The 18,602-nt window shown below is 43.2% G+C and carries 15 protein-coding genes; 7 read left to right on the forward strand and 8 right to left on the reverse strand.

All coding sequences use genetic code 11. The features are described from left to right. Positions 1-100: 100 nt before the first annotated feature. Entirely contained in the window at positions 101-1,174 is a 1,074-nt protein-coding gene (locus ACR65H_RS00065) for an S-layer homology domain-containing protein (protein ID WP_440498014.1), read from the forward strand. A gap of 249 nt (positions 1,175-1,423) precedes the next feature. Beyond that, complete coding sequence (locus ACR65H_RS00070) at positions 1,424-2,311, forward strand: PucR family transcriptional regulator (RefSeq protein ID WP_440498015.1); 888 nt, start codon at positions 1,424-1,426, stop codon at positions 2,309-2,311. A gap of 156 nt (positions 2,312-2,467) precedes the next feature. Here the strand turns inward: ACR65H_RS00070 and gcvPB are convergent, their stop codons facing one another. The 8 genes from gcvPB to ACR65H_RS00110 all read right to left on the reverse strand — a co-directional run bounded on the left by gcvPB (position 2,468) and on the right by ACR65H_RS00110 (position 13,854). Then, on the reverse strand, positions 2,468-4,054 hold the full coding sequence (gene gcvPB / locus ACR65H_RS00075) for an aminomethyl-transferring glycine dehydrogenase subunit GcvPB (protein ID WP_440498016.1): 1,587 nt from the start codon (positions 4,052-4,054) through the stop codon (positions 2,468-2,470). Between the two features lie 18 nt (positions 4,055-4,072). Then, positions 4,073-5,458 (reverse strand): aminomethyl-transferring glycine dehydrogenase subunit GcvPA, encoded by a 1,386-nt coding sequence (gene gcvPA / locus ACR65H_RS00080; RefSeq protein WP_440498017.1) that lies wholly within the window; start codon positions 5,456-5,458, stop codon positions 4,073-4,075. Positions 5,459-5,485: 27 nt separating this feature from the next. Beyond that, positions 5,486-6,271 (reverse strand): SDR family NAD(P)-dependent oxidoreductase, encoded by a 786-nt coding sequence (locus tag ACR65H_RS00085; RefSeq protein ID WP_440498018.1) that lies wholly within the window; start codon positions 6,269-6,271, stop codon positions 5,486-5,488. Positions 6,272-6,319: 48 nt separating this feature from the next. Continuing rightward, entirely contained in the window at positions 6,320-7,147 is an 828-nt protein-coding gene (locus ACR65H_RS00090) for a carbohydrate ABC transporter permease (RefSeq protein ID WP_440498019.1), read from the reverse strand. Continuing rightward, the gene (locus ACR65H_RS00095; RefSeq protein WP_440498020.1) at positions 7,147-8,037 is read right to left on the reverse strand and encodes a carbohydrate ABC transporter permease; all 891 of its coding nucleotides are present in this window, start codon (positions 8,035-8,037) and stop codon (positions 7,147-7,149) included. The genes ACR65H_RS00090 and ACR65H_RS00095 overlap by 1 nt, the downstream gene beginning before the upstream one ends. Before the next feature lie 65 nt (positions 8,038-8,102). Then, positions 8,103-9,392: an ABC transporter substrate-binding protein gene (locus ACR65H_RS00100; RefSeq protein WP_440498021.1), complete on the reverse strand. Its 1,290-nt coding sequence runs from the start codon at positions 9,390-9,392 to the stop codon at positions 8,103-8,105. Between the two features lie 23 nt (positions 9,393-9,415). Continuing rightward, positions 9,416-12,490: a beta-galactosidase subunit alpha gene (gene ebgA / locus ACR65H_RS00105; RefSeq protein WP_440498022.1), complete on the reverse strand. Its 3,075-nt coding sequence runs from the start codon at positions 12,488-12,490 to the stop codon at positions 9,416-9,418. 170 nt (positions 12,491-12,660) lie between these two features. Then, positions 12,661-13,854 carry an ROK family protein gene (locus tag ACR65H_RS00110; RefSeq protein WP_440498023.1) on the reverse strand — a complete coding sequence of 398 codons (1,194 nt, stop codon included), beginning with the start codon at positions 13,852-13,854 and terminating at the stop codon, positions 12,661-12,663. Between the two features lie 210 nt (positions 13,855-14,064). Between ACR65H_RS00110 and ACR65H_RS00115 the strand changes: the two genes are divergently transcribed. The 5 genes from ACR65H_RS00115 to dgoD are packed head-to-tail and all read left to right on the forward strand — an operon-like array spanning position 14,065 to position 18,504. Continuing rightward, positions 14,065-14,847: an SDR family NAD(P)-dependent oxidoreductase gene (locus ACR65H_RS00115; protein WP_440498024.1), complete on the forward strand. Its 783-nt coding sequence runs from the start codon at positions 14,065-14,067 to the stop codon at positions 14,845-14,847. Between the two features lie 15 nt (positions 14,848-14,862). Then, on the forward strand, positions 14,863-15,813 hold the full coding sequence (locus tag ACR65H_RS00120; protein WP_440498025.1) for a sugar kinase: 951 nt from the start codon (positions 14,863-14,865) through the stop codon (positions 15,811-15,813). A gap of 9 nt (positions 15,814-15,822) precedes the next feature. Further along, a complete protein-coding gene (locus ACR65H_RS00125; protein WP_440498026.1) occupies positions 15,823-16,470 on the forward strand; it encodes a bifunctional 4-hydroxy-2-oxoglutarate aldolase/2-dehydro-3-deoxy-phosphogluconate aldolase in 648 nt (215 codons plus the stop codon). Then, positions 16,463-17,359: an SMP-30/gluconolactonase/LRE family protein gene (locus ACR65H_RS00130; protein ID WP_440498027.1), complete on the forward strand. Its 897-nt coding sequence runs from the start codon at positions 16,463-16,465 to the stop codon at positions 17,357-17,359. The genes ACR65H_RS00125 and ACR65H_RS00130 overlap by 8 nt, the downstream gene beginning before the upstream one ends. Continuing rightward, entirely contained in the window at positions 17,356-18,504 is a 1,149-nt protein-coding gene (gene dgoD / locus ACR65H_RS00135) for a galactonate dehydratase (protein WP_440498028.1), read from the forward strand. The genes ACR65H_RS00130 and dgoD overlap by 4 nt, the downstream gene beginning before the upstream one ends. Positions 18,505-18,602 lie beyond the last annotated feature (98 nt).

Here is an 18,602-nt window from a genome sequence, read left to right on the forward strand (position 1 = left end):
GAAGTATGTACACCTTCGCTACTGTCTGTGAATCTACTATGATATAGTTGATACAAATATTCTTTTTTATCAAAATTTAGATTCACTCGGGGGAAATACTATGAAAAAGACAATGAGAAATACTTTTCTATATACATTCATCATATCGTTGGCTGCTGGATTGTCCATTGCAGCATCAGTTTCCGCTCATGCAGCCGTCACTTCATTCAAAGATGTGCCGAAAAGCTCAGACCACCATGCTGCAATATTGAACTTGGCCGAAAGGGGCATCATCCAAGGCTATGAAGATGGCACATTCCAGCCGGATGCGACATTGACGCGTGCGCATGCATCGAAAATCTTAGCGTTATCTCTCAAACTTGATACGAGAAACGTGAAAGATCCAGGCTTCAAAGATTTGAATAAAAACCAATGGTACTACGGATATGTCGCTGCACTTGCGAATGCAGGATACATCTCAGGTTTCGAAGACGGCACATTCCGGCCGAATGCACCGATGACACGTGCACACGCCTCGAAGATCATTGACTTGAGCTATAAACTTCCGCTCGAAGCGAATTCGGAAAACCCTTTCAAGGACGTCAGCAATTCCGCATGGTACGCAAAACATGTCCGAACGCTCGTTGAAAACAAAGTGACGAAAGGAAAAACGTCAATCACATTCGAACCGAATGCAAACGTCACACGCGCACAAATGGCATCATTTGTCGTACGCTCGGAAGACTTAGTAAGAGCCGCTAACATCGCCGAAGAAACGAAAACAAAAATTCGAGCCATCGTCCTTGAAAACAGCGCCATCGAAAAAGACGGAAAAAAAGTATCGCAAGCCTCGTACGATCAAAAAACCGATACACTAACGATGACTGCCTTTAATCGCGACGAAGGATTAAAAGCAATCCAAGGCCTTGGCTTCTTCTCTGACAAGCTCCTGGCCCTCGGCGTTTCTCACATACGCATCGCGGACGGCCCGCTCATCAATGTCGTCGACAATCGTACAGCTGCCAAACAGCAGCTCCAAGAATTAATGACAGATATGCTGAAGGCACCGAAAGACAAAACAAACGGAGACTTGGTGGCGAATAATATTAAAGTGACGCTCTTCGGCCAGAGTGAAGGCATTCAGTTTTGGGAGTATTTCATTGTGAATTTGCGGGTGTTTGTGGGAGAGAAGTAGAATAATTGTATGCTCCTTGGCAGTGGCAGCTTCCAAGGAGCTTTTCATTTTAGAAAGAAATATCGGAAAGAACAGCATTATGGTTAGTCAAAAAGCCCCGTTTTGGTGATAACTTTCATTATTCAATAGATAACTTCACGTATTCGATAGATAACTTCTCATATTCAATAGATATATTCTTTTCATCAATTAATAACTCGACCATTGTATACTAGTAATAAGAATCACCGATGGAGGGAGCGAATTTTAATGTTATCTGAAATGACATCTTTATTTCCATCTCTTGAAATCTTATCGTCCCGGCCTTCTTTAACTCGACAGCATGAATACCTTTTTCATCATCCACATGAAAACTGCTGGATACGGGTTTTGAAATCGGATGTTTCGACGCGTGACTATACGATGCTAGCTTCCTTTTTCACGGAAGTGCCATATACTCCTTCCCCATCTACTCCGACAATGGAAAGATGGATTCGTTTTTTGGAGGGGACAGGCAATTCGCCTATCGGCAATAAAACAGAAATCCGGGCCATTCATCTGATGCTTCGAAATGTCGATGTTGAGGAGCTGGAGGATGCAGTAAATGCATTTTTTGATGACAGCATGCAATTTGTATACATATCAGCTGACCAAGCGGTTTTGATCGAACAGAAATCGACTTATATACAAACCACCGAAGATTTGGCTTCGTTTGTAAGTGCGCTAGAAGCCGATTTCTTTATGAAAACTAAACTATACATCGGGAAATTTCATACGGCTGATAATTGTTATCATACGAAATTTGCCAAGGAGGCAGAGTGGTTCTTGCAAGGCATAACTTTACTGCCAAAAGAACGTATTTTTACAATGGAACTCCTCTTCCCTTCTTTCTTTATCCGTCAAGCATCACAAGAAATGTACGAGATGTTGCAAAGAGAAATTCTTGAACCGATCGGGTACGACGACAGCATGCTGGATACAGTGAGAGCGTTTTTTGAAAATGGATTCAACGCCTCCGTCACTTCCGAAAAATTGCATATTCATCGTAATACGTTGAACTATCGACTTGCCAAATTTCAAGAAACGACAGGTATATCTGTCCGTAATTTCGACGGTGCACTCGTAGCGTATTGCGCCAGCTTGCTCGCTTCTCGGTAAGAAGACAGTGTGCACAATACGTTACCGGCTTTGGAAGGTTGCCGCCCTGTACACTATTCCAATAGATAATAAAAAGACAGATCCCATCCTAATGGCGAGAAAGGCTTTTGCCTGTCCACCAAAAGGATGAATCTGTCCACTACTTATTTCTTTTCCTCATTCGCCTTCATAAAACACTTTTAACCCGCCATGTTTCTTTTGAAGGGCTCTCCAAGTGTTTGCCCATTTGTCTGGGTTTTCGAAGAAATCGTCATCCTTAATTCGATGAATCGAAGTGTGATAAGGAGCGTTCTTTACTTTCTCCGGATTTTCGTATGCTTCCTTGGCAATATGGCTCAATGAATTAATATATTCATCCAAATCAGCTTTGGAATACGATTCTGTCGGCTCAAGAGTGAATGGTTCTGGAACGACATAAGGATGGTGACTTGTCCAATATTGGTGGCCGAAGTCTGCCATACGTCTTGAGATGTCGTCTGTCGTGACACCCGTTTCCTCCGTCAGTTTTTCCCAGCTGTAACGCACTTGCTCAAGTCGTTTCCCTTTAATATACGGGGCACTGGCGCCTTGGATTTCCAATACTTTTGTATATAAATAGTTATTATTGAGAACAGCAATCTCTGCAACCGCTTTTAAACCATCCGCTCCAAGGGCACGGATCCATGCATACGCTCGTAGAATATTTTGTGGAACACCATGATAGGAGCGCACTTTGCCTATCGAATGCTCGAGCTGGTCATTCAACATGTAGCGGCCTCCCTCTTTTTCGACCAATGGCGCCGGGAGAAAGCTTGCTAATTCTTTCGTCACTCCTAAAGCTCCCGCAGCAGGACCGCCTGATGCATGCGGAGTGGAGAACGTTTTGTGCAAGTTGAAGAAGCACATGTCAAATCCTGCTTCTTTTGCACGGGTAATGCCTAATAGGCCGTTCGCGTTCGCTTGGTCGTAATAACAAATTCCGCCAGCTTCATGGACAATTTTTGTAAACTCTTTGATCTTATCATTATAAATACCTGTATCTTCCGGATTCGCTACGACAAACCCGGCTGTTCTGTCGGAAACGACCTTTTTCAATTCCTCAATATCAGGATAACCGTCCTTATCCGGATACAATGTAATCACTTTATAACCTTTTACGGCAGCTGTTGAAGCCTGCGATGGATGGGAGAAGATTGTCGTAATGATTTCGTCACGTTGTTCCCCTTCTCCTCGAGATTCATGATACGCGCGGACGATGGATGCCATCGCAAAGAGAGCTTGCGTTCCGGAACCTGATTGAAAGGAGAACTTGTCCATCCCTGAAATCTCTCTCATATACAGATCCAAATTATACGTAATCTCTAGTATCCCTTGGACCGTATCCATATCTTGCTTCGGATGCAGTGCCGCAATTTTAGGGCTTGCCGCAAATTCCTCATTGACGATAGGCGAATATTTCATCGTACATGTTCCTTGGCCCATTTCTACATTCATTGCCGCGCCAATGACTTCCTGTGATAAACGTAAATAATGTCGGAGGACACGATTTTGTGTAATTTCCGGCAACCCTTCAATTTTTCCACGGCGCAGTTCCGCAGGCAATTCAGATAGCACGTCTCCTGTCACCTCTTGGATGTCAGGATTCACATTTGGTAACTGAACGCCTCTTTGACCAGGCGTGTGAAGTTCAAATATAAGTGGTTCATCCCATTTGGCTTGCTGAAATGCCCGCACATCATGTTGTTCTAATTTTTGTACTTTCACTTTTCATTCCTCGCTTTCTTATTCGATAATTTCCTTCAACGCTTCCACTAATGTATCGATATCTTCTTTGGAATGGACTTCCGTTACACAAAATAATGCACTTTGCCCAAGCTCCTCGAATTCTTTCGATAAATCGATTCCTGCAAAAATCCCTTTCGCTTTTAGCGCCTTTGAAATTTCTGCTACTGTTTTCCCTGTCCCGCTGAAGTCGACTACGAATTCTTTGAAATTCAAGCTTCCGAATTTTGAAGGAGTAATCCCTTTCACTTCTTTCAACTTCTCGATGGCGTATCGTGAATTATGCATGATGAGCTCGCCCACTTCTTTCATTCCATGCGGTCCCATCAAAGCCAAGTAAACCCCAGCCGTTAAAGCCCACATGGAAGTTTGTGTGCCCACCGATTCCTTCCCCTTTTCCCGCTTTGCAAATGAAGTACGATCATAGAGAATATCCCCAAATCCATATTCCCCGTCTACAATCGTAGGAGCAATTCCGAATAAGCGGGAAGGGAACTCTTGGACATATTCAATTTCATCGCGGGTTGAAATGAAACCTGATAATCCGCCGCCGTAGCTCATATGGACCCCTAATGATTGAAGTTCGCCGCAAATAATATCCGCCCCATATTTACTTGGCGTTTCGAGCACCCCTAACGAAATCGGATCTACTCCGACAATCGACTCTGCTCCAGCACTCCGTGCAAGACGAGTGATCATTTTTCCTTCAGTTTCAATAAAACCTAAATAGCTCGGGTTTTCGAAATAGACAGCCGCAACCGATTCATCGAGTTTGCTTTTCAAGTCATCTATGCTCATTCTGCCGTTCTCTTCGCTGTAGCTGACTAGTTCGATCTTTATGTCAGGTGAGCAATAATTTTTGACGACTTGGAGCCGTTCAGGCGATATCGTTCCGGAAACGAGGGCAACTTTTCTTCCAGTCTTTCGGGCTGCCATTCGGATGGAAGTTGCGATAGCTTGAGCCCAGTCGAACGTCGGGATGTTCACTACATCCATTTCAAGCAACTCTCCCAGCAAACTTTGATATTCAAAGAGTGCTTGATAGCGGCCATGGTCTTCGAATTCATCTCCTGCGTAAGCGGTTAAAAATTCAGCTCGGGAGTTTATTTCATCACAGACTGCGGGAATGTAATGCTCCCAGCATCCGCCGCCCAAAAAGCTGATGACTTCTTGGGTGCTCGTATTTTTATTCATCGTCCCTTGGACAGTTTTTCGCAATTCCATTTCTGATAACGATTCCGGTATATTCATGCTCCCTTTGAAAAGAAGTTCGTCCGGAATAGCGTCAAATAGATCCTCTACCTTTTCAACTCCAATTTCCTTCAGCATTTGCTCCTTGATCTTCGGCTCCGAATTCGGTATATACGGATGTGCAAATTCAGTCAATATTAACTCCTCCTAATAAAAATAGTTTTACGCCAATCCTCCGCCATCTACTACTAGTGCACTTCCTGTGACCCACCCAGCTAGATCACTAGCTAGAAATAGGACAGACTTTGCAATATCATCAGGTGTTCCGATACGTTCAAGCGGCCGGTCAGCTCCTGAAGACTTCAAAAATGCCTCTTCGTCAACATTCAATTGCTTTGCTTCCCCGCGCAATAAAGGCGTGTCAGTATCCCCTGGATTAATGCTATTTACACGGATCTTGGAAGGACCGTGGTCAATCGCCATCGCACGCGTCAAGTTGACGACCCCCGCTTTGGCAGCACAATAACTCGCTGAATTATCCCCACCTTTAAGACCCCAGCCGGAGCCTGTATTGATAATGCTTCCGCCTCCGCTTCTTTCCATAACAGGGATCACATACTTGGATAATAGGAAAACACCTTTTAGCGAAACGTTCACAACCCGATCCCATTCTTCAGACGTGTGGTCGACGACCGTTTTCCGTGTGATAATTCCGGCATTGTTAAATAAAACATCGATCCGTCCAAACTTTCGAGCGATATCCTCCGTCACTTTTTTACAATCCTCTTCACTCGTTACGTCACATTTATATCCGACAGCCGAACTCGCATCAGCACTTAGCTCTTTTGCCTTTTCATGAACGAGAGATTCATTAATATCCAGAAGGGCGACTTTCATGCCCACTTTTGTAAATAACTTAGCCGTTGCAAAACCGATCCCGGATGCTCCACCTGTTACGACGGCAACTTTCCCTTCAACATTCAAAAGCTCTTCTGCAATGTTTTTCATTTGAAACAAGTCTCCTTTTCTTTTCTCGTACGTTTCGAATTCCGAATGTCACTCTTTGATGGAACCACCCATAATTCCTGACACAAAGTTCTTCTGGAATACTAGGAAAAAAATGAGTATGGGAATAATGGATAATGTTGTTCCTAACATGACCTGTCCATAATCGATACGAGCCAATCCGATCAAACCGGAAAGAGCGACAGGCAATGTCGACATTTCAGTTGTCTTCAACGTAATGAGCGGCCAAAGCAAGCTATTCCATTGAGACATGAAAAGAAATATCGATACGGCCGCAATTGCTGGACGCATTGTCGGCAAGATTATTTTGAAGAAAATTTTAAACTCCCCCGCCCCGTCAATTCTTGCAGCTTCAATCATGGAGTCCGGAACAGTCCCTAAATTTTGCTTCATCAAAAAGATTGCAAATGGAGAAGCTAAAGAAGGCAGGATAATCGCTTGGTATGTATTCAACCAATTTAGATTCACCATAATTTCAAAAAGTGGAATTAAAGTGACTTGAAAAGGAATCATCAACGTACATAAAATAATGAAAAAACTTACCGTTTTCCCCTTAAAGTTATATTTCGAGAAGGCGTAACCTGCCATTGATGCGATGAGAACACTTAAAAATGTTGAAGTAAATGAAATGAAAATGGAGTTCCAAATGACCCTTCCAATTTGCATCGACTCGTTCAATGACTTCATGTTTTCAAACAAATGAGTTCCCGGCATTAATGAGGGAGGGATACTTAAAATCTGTCCTGACGTTTTAGTAGAGCCGATAATCATCCAGTAAAATGGAAACAATGAAATAATGACACCAATCAACAGAAAAGCATACATGGCTATTTTTGTACGTACAGCTGATTGTTTCATTAGTTTTCATCTCCGATCAGTTTGATCTGCAACCAAGAAATAGCAGCGATGATAATTACCAACACATACGCCATTGCCGATGCATATCCGAAATTGAAATACTTGAATCCAGTTTCATATAAATATAGAGTGATCGTCATCGTCGCATTATTCGGACCGCCCCCTGTCAGGATATACACTTCATCAAATAACTGGAGCGTGCCAATTGTCGAGATGACAATGGTAAAAATGAAAACCGGTTTAAGCAGAGGCAATGTAATTTTAAAAAACTTTTTTAACGTACTCGCGCCATCTATTTCTGCCGCCTCATACAGTTCATCCGGGATAGTTTGCAAGCCTGCTAAAAAGATGACCATATTGTATCCGACCCACCGCCACGTCATCACTGTCACAACCGCAACCTTGGACCAAAACGGGTGGCTTAGCCAACTGATCGGCTCCACTCCGAACATGCTTAAAAAATAGTTTGCCAATCCATAGTGCTCATCCAAAATAATCATGAATACTAAAGATGCGGCTACTAAAGCTGTGATAGCAGGCAAGAAAAATGCCGTACGAAACAAACCTTTAAATTTTAAAGCGGTTGAATTCAGCAAAGTGGCAAGGATCACCGATAACGTGATCATGATAGGAACTTGGATGATAAGCAGCTGGAACGTATTGCCTAACGACTTGTAAAAAACCGGGTCCCGAAACAATTTGGAGTAATTGGCCAATCCGACGAACTCGGTAATTCCGCCTTTGGTACTTTGAAAGCTTAATACCAATGACGAAATGACAGGATAAACCGTAAAGGCAAGTAGGAAAATGACAGCAGGTGCTAAGAAATAATAGGGTGCTGTCTTTGGTGAAATCTGAAATAATCTCTCTTTCTTCTTGTTTACATTCATACCTTTCACCCCAAATGTCCGAAGAGGAACGGGGGCATTCCTCTTCGCAGACTTAATCTCCAACCTTAGTTAATTTCATTTTCTAACTGTTTTTTTGCATTTTCCAATGACTCTTTGACCGGCTTATTATCCAATAGAATGGTTGCCTGCGTATTCGCCATGATTTTTCCAGCCTGGGCATTATATTCTGTCGCTGTAACTTTAGGAATTTCCCCAACGATATCCGCGAACTTTTTAAAAATTGGACTGTTGTTAAAAAACTCACTTTCTTCGGTGAAAATAGGTGAATCATAAGTAGTTTTCAAAGACGGAAATAAACCATATTTTTCAAACCCTAATAATTGAATCTCTTTATCGGTAGTAAAGTATTCTACAAAAGCATAGGCGGTCGCTTTGTTTTTTGAGTACTCTGAAATCGTAATCGCTGAACCGCCCACGTTTGCATATCGTGAGCTGCCTTCTTTGAACTCCGGCAAATAGAACATGTCCCATTTACCAGCCAAATCCGGAGCTTGGTCCATAATCGTCCCCGAATACCAAGCGCCATAAGGAATCGTTGCCACATCTCCGTTGACTGTTGCCGTTACAATGCCATTCCATCCGCTGTTATTTAAAACGATTCCTTCATCATAAAATTTCTTCACCATCTCCATAGCACGGATCGCTTCTTCGGAATCGATGTCGATGTTCCCATCTTCATCAAAATAGGACTTGCCCTGCTGCTGCATCATCATCTCAAAGACGCCGGCGTAATTGGCGATATCAATCGGAAGCATTTTCACGCCGGTTTTTTCTTTCATCTGGATGCCTGCTTCTAAAAAGTCATCCCACGTCTTAATATCATCAGCATTTATGCCTGCTTCCTCGAAAAGATCTACACGGTAAAAGATGCCTGCCGGACCGATATCCCAAGGCGCCGCGCCCAGCTTTCCATCTACAGTGACACTTTCCAGCTTTGATTCGCTGAACAATTCCTTATGCTTGTCATATCCCATCTTCGACAAATCCACAAAGCCATTCGGGAATTGCTTTAAATAGCCTGGAATCCTTTCATCTTCCATTAAGATAACGTCAGGTAATCCAGCCCCCTTTGACACCAATCCGACAGTCAGCTTCTCGTATAAATCACCGCTGCTAAAATCTTCAACCTTCACGGTAACGTCTGGATACTTTTCATTGAATTTTTCGATGGAAGCTTTAAATGTTTCAGCCGCTACATCCCATCCCCATACAGTAATTTCACCGCCAATCTCCCCGTCTGCAAAATCAGAGCTTGCTTCGCCGTTTTCTTTGTTTGAACAAGCTGCCAGCAACAGTAAAACTCCCATTGTTAAAAACAAGAATGCTTTTCTCATCTTTACACCCCTCAGCTTCCCTTTTATAATTTTTCCAGATAAATCAATTTCTCGTCTCTCTCCTTCTTCGAGAACAAGGAAATTTTCACTTGTAATTGAAACTCTTCAAATTTACAGCGATACGTTTCCAATTGGTTCTGGCCACATGAATTAGAGCCAAGTCCGTTTTGCTTATAATCGATATGGAGGACGATATAATCTCTCTTCGTTAGCTCAATGGTGTGCTTTGCCTGTTCCAAATCGGCCTCTTCGTAATACGATGCACTAAAGTCAAAATCCATGTTTTGCTTTGTTACCATAAGTCCTGCACCATTATAATTGGTGGCACTCATCCATCTCGTCTCTGTTCGGTTTCCGTTTGCTTGTGGATGTACATAGTTGGTAAATAGTCCATCCACGTTATTATCGTAAACTCCGATTAGCTGCGATTGTTTTGAGTCGGAATAGGACTCCCCTGGCCCTTTCCCAAGCCACTTAATATGGTCCATTGTTTTGTTGAGCTTCATTTCGACACCAATCCTCGGAATCATCAACGGAGCTTGGTCCAATTCCCCTGATGGCTTGCCACTTACTTCATACTGGATATCTCCGTTCGGGTAGATTACATATTGCTGGCTGCAACGGTAAAACCAAGAGGCATTCGTCGTCCCGTTTACAGTATCGATGGAAATAACAACCTTGTTGTCTTCCTTTGTAAAATGGAAACGCTCCACCCTTTCATGCCATAAATGCATAAAATACTTCTCTTTATAGTCTTTTAACAGATACATATCATTGTCGATCGGCGCCCGCCAAAATTGTAATCTTGGTCCCGCTTCAATCAACTCGACATTGTCTTTTGTCCCCGCCAATAATTTGCCTGCAATTTTGTCAAAGACCCATTTGAATCGCTCCGAATAGACAGTCAGTTGCCATTGTGATTCTTCGACAAAGATCTCTCCGGAAGGAGCCAATTCTATTTCCTCTTTCTTCACTTGCAGCTCGAACTGGGCTGTCGCAAGTACATGTCCAGCCTGACACCAGTCAGTAAATCGATTTGTTGAGTAATAGATGGTTATTAACACATCACCCGCATACACCTTTTGGAAATCAAAATCGAAAGGAAGCGTAATTTCTTTCCCCGACCGCGCCGGTATACATGGCAACGGGAACTCCCCGCTTGAAAGGACGGTGTCATCCATCGTAATTTCATAGTTCAGCGTCAAATGGTCTAGTGAGATGAAATCGTACTTATTCTCAATTTTCAGGTGTCCTTTTTCCAAGTCGATCACATGAGTATGAACAGGTTCGATAACCTTCTTGTACTCTAGTAATGCCGGCGATGGAGTACGATCGGGCATCAGGAGTCCGTCAATGCAGAAGTTTCCATTTGTCGGGTCATCTCCAAAATCACCGCCATAGCGATAATACACTTCGCCATTCTCTCCGACTGTCTCAATTCCATGATCAAACCATTCCCAAATGAAGCCGCCTTGTAGATGATCATGTGCATAAATCAGTTCCTGATATTCCTTCAATCCACCTGGCCCGTTCCCCATCGCATGGCCGTATTCGCAATGAACATGCGGTTTTTCACTCAACTCGATAATATCGTTCATTGTCTTACGGCCTTTTGGCTGATTCTCAATCCATGTATACATCGTCGAATATACGTCAGTGACCTCTGCCTTCGAATCACCTTCATAATGGATCAAACGAGTTGAATCGATTTCTCTTGCCGCTTCTGCCATCTTCTTAAAACAATGACCAAATCCCGATTCATTTCCTAATGACCACATAATGATGGAAGGATGGTTTTTGTCACGCTGGACCATGCGTATCATCCGGTCAACCATCACTTTCTCCCAGTCAGCTCCATCAGCAATCCGGTTGTAGTTGGCGGTCAATTCAAATCCATGTGTTTCAACGTCGGCCTCATCAATGACATACATGCCATATTTGTCACATAACTCGTAGAAATACGGAGAGTTCGGATAATGTGCCGTCCGGATCGCATTGATATTATGTTGTTTCATTAATGTAATGTCTTTGATCATATCTTCTTTCGATACGACCCTTCCCGTTCGCGGGTTGTAATCGTGTCGGTTTACACCTTTCAACTTAATGGCGGCACCATTCACCGTGAACGTTTTGCCTTTCAGTTCTATCATTCTGAAACCAACGTTTTGCTTCACAACTTCCTGGATTTCACCGTTACACATAAAAGTTATAAGTAACTGATACAACGATGGACATTCTGCACTCCATAGTTTCGGAGCTTCTACCTTCTTTTCAAAGACATTCGTCTCTTCAGTAATGTCGACTTCTTCTTGGAACACGCTCTTTCCGTCTTCATCGAATAGTTCATAGTGTATGGAACAGCCCGTTTTCACATGGCGGAATTGTCCTGTCACTCGCAGTAGAGCGCTTTCATATTTCTCATCCAATTCGGTTTCTATTTTGAAATCCTGGATTCCGGTCACTTTTTGCGTAAAAAGCTCCACATCCCGAAATATGCCGCTTAACCACCACATATCTTGATCTTCCAAATAGGTTCCATCAGACCATTGGTATACTCTGACGGTAATGTCATTCCAACCTTCCTGGACGTAAGATGACACGTCGAATTCGGTAGTCAAACGAGAACCTTTTCCATAGCCGGCTTCCTCGCCGTTGATCCAAAGATGAAAAGCGGAATCTACGCCATTGAAGCGAAGTATGGTTTGTTCCTTCAGCCAATCAGCTGGGATGTAAAAGCTCCTTTTGTAAATGCCGGTTGGATTTTCGGTAGGCACATAGGGAGGATTGATCGGAAAGTTGTACCACAGATCTGAATAGTGCATGTTGCCGTATCCTTTCATCTGCCAATTGCTCGGGACTTCTATCGAATCCCATGCTTCGGTATCAAAATCCGCATTTTCAAATCCTTCCGGCGAGTATTCCGGCGCCTTCAAAAATAAGAATTTCCATTCTCCATTCAACAACTTATAAGTTGTTTCAGAAGAGAAATCATTTTTCTCTGCGTTTCTTTTCGTACTGAACGCATGGAAGTATGCCCGACTTTTCAATACTTGGATGCCGGTCATTGTGTAATCTTCCCAAACTTTATAGTTTGCCATTGCTTTCCCCTTTCGCCCCTAACTAAGAATATCTTTCTATTTGCTAAACCGTATAAGACATTCGAATTCGTAGAGCAAATCGCTTAGTTAATTAAATTAATTAATTAGGATTCTAGCATTTCGTTTTTTCGCTGTCAATAGTTTTCGGAATGTTTTAACTAGAATTATCATTAACTATTCTTCGGATGGAATAACGTGTCTAAAACAATTGCTATGGCTCCTTTGACGGTACTATCTGATCCAAGCTTAGCTAACACGACTTCCGTATCCTTTACTTGTTGCGTCAATCCCCTATCTTGGATTGCTCTTTTTATGCTCGGCATAATAAATTCACTTGCCATGGATACGCCTCCTCCAATGACAATTCGCTCCGGGTTGAGCAAATGGATCAGATTGATAATCCCGATGCCGATGACTGTTCCGGTTCTCTCCAGCACTCGAATTGCTATTTCATTGCCTTCCTTGGCCAATTTATAGACCGTTTCACCAGACAAAGGTTCCTCCAATTGATTAATCATCTCAAGCGTCATTTCTTTTTTGGCCTGTCTCGCAATGGCATCGCCTGTTGCAAGGGTTTGCAAACATCCAACATTTCCGCACTCGCAGAGCTCTCCATACAAATCGATCGTCATATGTCCAATTTCCCCTGCCACGCTTTGCGCGCCGTAAAAAAGCTTCCCGTTTAAAATGATTCCTGATCCGACACCGCTGCCAATATTAAGCGCCACGAGCGTCTCCAGACCTCCATGCTCATCAAACCAATATTCACCCATTGCCATCGCTCTGGCGTCATTATCGACTGTGACATCCATGTCGAATTCTTCCTCAAGACGCTGCTTAATCGGTACGTTTTTAAATCCTAAGTTAGGAGCGAATAAACCTGTCCCAGTCACTGCATCTACAGCCCCATGCATAGCAACCCCTATGCCGATCACTTTCTCTTTCGGAATGTCCGCATGGAGCAAATTTTGAATGCCGATGATCATTTCTTGCAAGAATCGCTCTTCAGAAATGCCCTTTATGGATGGACTAGTATACTCTTTTATTGTTTGTCCCTCCAAATTGGTAAGGATGCATCTAATATGAGCTGGTCCAGCGTCCACTCCTATGACAAAAAGATAATTGCTATTCAACATTAAGAGAGTTGGTTTGCGTCCTCCCTGTGACTCTCCCAATTGCGTCTCCCTGATTAGCCCCTTTTCCAGCAATCCTTTGACAATATTGCCGACAGTCGGCGGTGTAAGCCCTGTTTCACTAGCAATCTGTGCTCTAGATATAGGTGCGTTTTTTCGAATTTTATTCAATACGATCGTCCGGTTTATAGACTTCATCCATTTAAAAGTACCATGTCTCAATGTCTTCATCCTTCCTTGTATCTTTTCAAGTGAGCATCGTTTCTTTTCCATTATACACAGGTACATATTTTAATAAATATTTTAATGATTGCAACATTTGGATAGTTATTGTACAATTTTGGTATTCGAATTCTTTTTTTCAGTTGTATTATCGCTAGTTAGATAATTAATTTAATTAAGTAAGTATATTCTCTCTTAAATTATAAAGTAGGTGATGAAATGGATGTGACAGATAAAGTCGTAATTGTCACAGGATCAGGCAAAGGAATTGGAAGAGCAATTGCTGAAGAATATGGAAGAAGAAAAGCTATCGTCATTGTGGCAGAGGTGGATGAAAAGGCAGGTCAAGACGCCGAACAAACAATTACTGAAAATGGTGGCCAAGCATTGTTCATCCAAACGGATGTTACTGATGAAAGCAGCATTAAACAAATGATTGAGACGGCTGTGAATAAATTTGGAACCGTCGATACCATTGTCAATAACGCAGGCATCACAATTTTCAAATCGATTGAAGACTGCACAATGCAAGATTGGGAACTCGTCATGAATACTGATCTAAGAAGCATTTTCTTAACGAGTAAATATATAACGGGTGTCATGAAGGAAAATGGCGGCGGATCTATCATTAACATCGCTTCCAACCATGTGCATGCAACGCTGCCAGATACGGAGATGTACGCTGCGGCTAAGTCCGGTGTAGTCGGATTTACAAAGAGTTTGGCATTGAGCCTTGGTAAATATGGTATCCGTGTAAATGCTGTATGTCCCGGATTTATGGACACGCATCACCACCAAAATTGGCTATCTACATTTGAGGATCAGGAATTCATCCAAAAAGAAGTGGATGGATTGCATGCGACGAATAAGATGGGCAATCCGCAAGAAGTGGCTAACGTTTGCGTTTTTCTGTCTTCCGGTCTAGTGAACCAAATGACAGGTTCATGTATAACGTTGGATGGCGGGCTAAGTACGAGACTGTATCATTCGAAATATGCCTAAAAAGGACTGATGGTAATGGATGTGTTGACAATCGGGGAAAGCATGGTAGTCCTTTCGCCCAAAACTCCAGGTGCAATGCGTTACTGTACAGAATTCACCCGTTTTTTTGCCGGTGCAGAGTCAAACGTAGCCATTGCACTCACCCGCCTCGGTCATTCTGTCAGCTGGGTCAGCCAAGTCGGAGACGACGAATTTGGCACAGCACTATTATCCTTCGTCCGTGGAGAAGGTGTGGATACATCATGTGTAAAAGTGAGCGATGCAGGACCGACCGGGTTGCTATTTAAGGAAATCAGGCATTTTGATGATATTCGCATTCAATATTATCGGGACGGTTCTGCCGCCTCTTACATGCACCCTGGTATCTTGTCGGAAGAACAATTTATCGGATTAAAAATCTTTCATGTGACCGGCATCACTCCAGGAATTAGCGAATCAGCCTATGAACTAATCATGCAAGCATTGGACTGGTGTAAAAAATACGGAGTGACCGTCGTATTCGATCCGAATATCCGTGCAAAGTTTTTAAAACAGCCTATGTATTTGCAAAAGCTGAAGCAGATCTTATCGTATGCGGACGTGTTTTTGCCGAATGTGCAGGAAGCCTCTCAATTGCTTGGCATGCAGACGATACAGGAACTGGCCAAATCGGCTCTTTCATTGGGAATAAAGACAATCGTCATCAAAGACGGAAAAACAGGTGCTTACTATTTCACTTCCGAGGAGGAAGGCTTCGTTCCCCACTTCGACGTGACTATCGTTGATTCTGTAGGTGCTGGTGATGCCTTTGCCGCCGGAATCATTTCTGGCTTGCTGGATGGACTTCCATTGGAGAAGACCGTCCGGACTGCCAATGCGATGGGCGCTTTGGCAATAACGGCAGTCGGCGACATTACAAATCTTCCAACCCCTCGTGAACTTGAACAATTCATGAATGGTAGTCGAGCGGACAATGTAAGTAGATAAGGAGGAGCCATGCAACAGACGCTAACAAGCATATATGAACATAAAATAATTGCGATTCTTAGGCGATTACATGAAGAAGATATATATCCGATTGTAGAGGCACTTGTGAAAGGGAATATCCGATTGATTGAAATAACGGCGGATACAGAAAATATCCTGTCGATCATTGAAAATCTTAAAAAGAAATACGGTGGATTATTGACGATTGGTGTAGGAACAGTATTACATCCGGATCAGATTGCTTCCTATATCCAAGCTGGGGCAAGTTTCATATTATCCCCTAATCTGAACGAATCCGTTATCAGGCGGACGAAAGAGGTAGGTGCGGTTTCCATTCCCGGAGCACTTACGCCTTCCGAGATTGTAAACGCGTATGACTATGGTGCGGATATCGTGAAATTATTTCCTGCAAACAGATTTGGACCAGCTTATATAAAGGATTTACAAGGTCCGCTTCCCCATATTCCGCTCCTCCCTACCGGAGGAATTGACGAAACAACGATCGAACAGTATTTGAAAATGGACTGTGCCGGCTTCGGAGTGAGCAGCGGCCTTCATACAAATTGTACAAACCCTGACACCGTCCATTTGCAGACCATTACGGATACCGCACAAAAACTAGTAAGACAAGTTCAAGGAGTGAAACGGAATGCGTGAAGCGAACCTTTTTTACCAAATGGAAGCAGAGCTAGGAGAAGGTCCTGTGTTCCACGCTGAAACGAATACTTTACTTTGGACAGATATTCTGAAGAAGCAATTACATTTCTATTCTTTGGACGATAACGAAGTAAAAACAATTCAAACCGATCGGCATATCGGGGCCTTCTCCTTCGTTGATGAACAGACATTACTCGTTGCTGCGGAAAATGGATTTTCTTTCTTTGATATAAGGCAAGAATCGTTTCGGTTCATCGCAGATCCTGAATCGGAGTTGCCCGGCAACCGTTTCAATGACGGCAAATGTGATGCAAAAGGACGTTTTTGGGCTGGCACTATGGAATTTGCACCTTCCTCCCCTAACGGAAACCTGTACCGATTGGATGGCAATCAACAAATCACAAAGGCAGCATCTACTATTATCATTTCAAACGGCCTTGCTTGGAATCAGGACAATACGAAAATGTATCATGTGGACAGTGGACGAAACACCATCTATGAATACAAATTCGAGTTGGAATCAGGTGCAATCCAAGACCGGAAACCGCTCTATACGTTTGAGGAAAGCGATGGAACACCTGACGGTATAGCAATTGATTCCAATGATTGTCTATACATCGCAATGTGGGGCGGCTCAAAAGTCATCTATTTCAATCCTGCCACATGTGAAATTATGGATGAAATAAGTATTCCCGCCCCCCATGTCACGTCCGTAACATTTGGTGGCCGAGACTTCAGAACACTATTTATTACAACAGCGAGAGACGGCCTAAGCTCTGAGGAGCTTCACCAATTCCCGCTATCGGGAAGTGTCTTTTCCGTGGACATCCCGGTTGCCGGCCTCCCGTTGTACCCATACCTACCCGAAGAAAGGAATGTTTCGGTGTGAAAATCGTTAGCTATGAACTTTTTAAAGTTCCCCCTCGCTGGTTATTTCTCAAAATCACGACATCTGACGGAATAATTGGATGGGGCGAACCTGTCATCGAAGGAAAAGCGGATACTGTAAAAGCGGCAGTCATCGAAATGATGGAACAGCTTATTGGAAAAAACCCATTTCATATCGAAGATCACTGGAATATGATGTACCGAAGCGGATTTTACCGGGGCGGACCTATTTTAATGAGCGCAATTGCCGGAATTGACCAAGCTCTATGGGATATTAAAGGCAAGTTTTACAATGCACCGATCTATGAATTGATGGGCGGTGCATGTCGCGATAAAATCAAAACTTATGCGTGGGTAGGAGGCGATCGTCCTTCTGATTTAATCGCCTCGACTCAAGCGGTCGTCAATACCGGCTTTGATACCGTAAAGATGAATGCATCCGAGGAGCTGCAAATAATTGATTCCTATAAAAAAGTCGATCAAGTCATCGAACGCATCGGCGCTCTGCGTGATCATTTTGGCGATACGATCGACTTCGGAATCGACTTCCACGGCCGAGTACATAAGCCGATGGCAAAGGTGTTAATAAAAGAACTCGAGCAATTCAGGCCCTTATTCATTGAAGAGCCTATTTTACCTGAACAGAACGATGCGTTAAAGGTACTAAGCCAGCTAAGCTCTACACCGATTGCCATCGGTGAAAGAATGTTTTCTCGCTGGGATTTTAAGACGGCTTTGGCAGACGGTTATGTGGACATCATTCAGCCCGATCTGTCGCACGCTGGCGGAATAACAGAAGTGAAAAAGATTGCTTCGATGGCAGAAGCCTACGACGTAGCACTTGCCCCTCACTGCCCATTAGGTCCCATTGCACTCGCTGCTTGTTTACAAGTTGACGCCACGTCCTATAATGCTTTTATTCAAGAGCAAAGTTTAGGGATCCACTATAACGAACGAAACGACATGCTTGATTATGTAATAGAAGACCAATCATTTACGTATGAAAATGGATTTTTGCACATACCAAAGCTGCCAGGATTGGGCATAGAGATTAACGAAGAATACGTCAGAGAAATGAGTAAAATCGGCCATCAATGGAAGAATCCAATTTGGCGTCATGCAGACGGATCGATTGCCGAGTGGTAAGTGATGGCAGGAAGGGGCAAAGATGCTGAGAATCTCACTTCTCGGTAAGAAGACAGTGTGCACAATTCATTGCGAATCTTTTTTGTGCAACGTGTCCA

The sequence above is a fragment of the Sporosarcina sp. SAFN-015 genome, from assembly GCF_059415085.1.

Bases quoted from the DNA above. Each gene is read 5' to 3' on its own strand.
- ACR65H_RS00065 (WP_440498014.1), top strand. From the start codon at position 101: ATGAAAAAGACAATGAGAAATACTTTTCTATATACATTCATCATATCG.
- ACR65H_RS00070 (WP_440498015.1), top strand. From the start codon at position 1,424: ATGTTATCTGAAATGACATCTTTATTTCCATCTCTTGAAATCTTATCG.
- ACR65H_RS00085 (WP_440498018.1), bottom strand. From the start codon at position 6,271: ATGAAAAACATTGCAGAAGAGCTTTTGAATGTTGAAGGGAAAGTTGCC.
- ACR65H_RS00090 (WP_440498019.1), bottom strand. From the start codon at position 7,147: ATGAAACAATCAGCTGTACGTACAAAAATAGCCATGTATGCTTTTCTG.
- ACR65H_RS00095 (WP_440498020.1), bottom strand. From the start codon at position 8,037: ATGAATGTAAACAAGAAGAAAGAGAGATTATTTCAGATTTCACCAAAG.
- ACR65H_RS00100 (WP_440498021.1), bottom strand. From the start codon at position 9,392: ATGAGAAAAGCATTCTTGTTTTTAACAATGGGAGTTTTACTGTTGCTG.
- ebgA (WP_440498022.1), bottom strand. From the start codon at position 12,490: ATGGCAAACTATAAAGTTTGGGAAGATTACACAATGACCGGCATCCAA.
- ACR65H_RS00110 (WP_440498023.1), bottom strand. From the start codon at position 13,854: ATGAAGACATTGAGACATGGTACTTTTAAATGGATGAAGTCTATAAAC.
- ACR65H_RS00115 (WP_440498024.1), top strand. From the start codon at position 14,065: ATGGATGTGACAGATAAAGTCGTAATTGTCACAGGATCAGGCAAAGGA.
- ACR65H_RS00120 (WP_440498025.1), top strand. From the start codon at position 14,863: ATGGATGTGTTGACAATCGGGGAAAGCATGGTAGTCCTTTCGCCCAAA.
- ACR65H_RS00125 (WP_440498026.1), top strand. From the start codon at position 15,823: ATGCAACAGACGCTAACAAGCATATATGAACATAAAATAATTGCGATT.
- ACR65H_RS00130 (WP_440498027.1), top strand. From the start codon at position 16,463: ATGCGTGAAGCGAACCTTTTTTACCAAATGGAAGCAGAGCTAGGAGAA.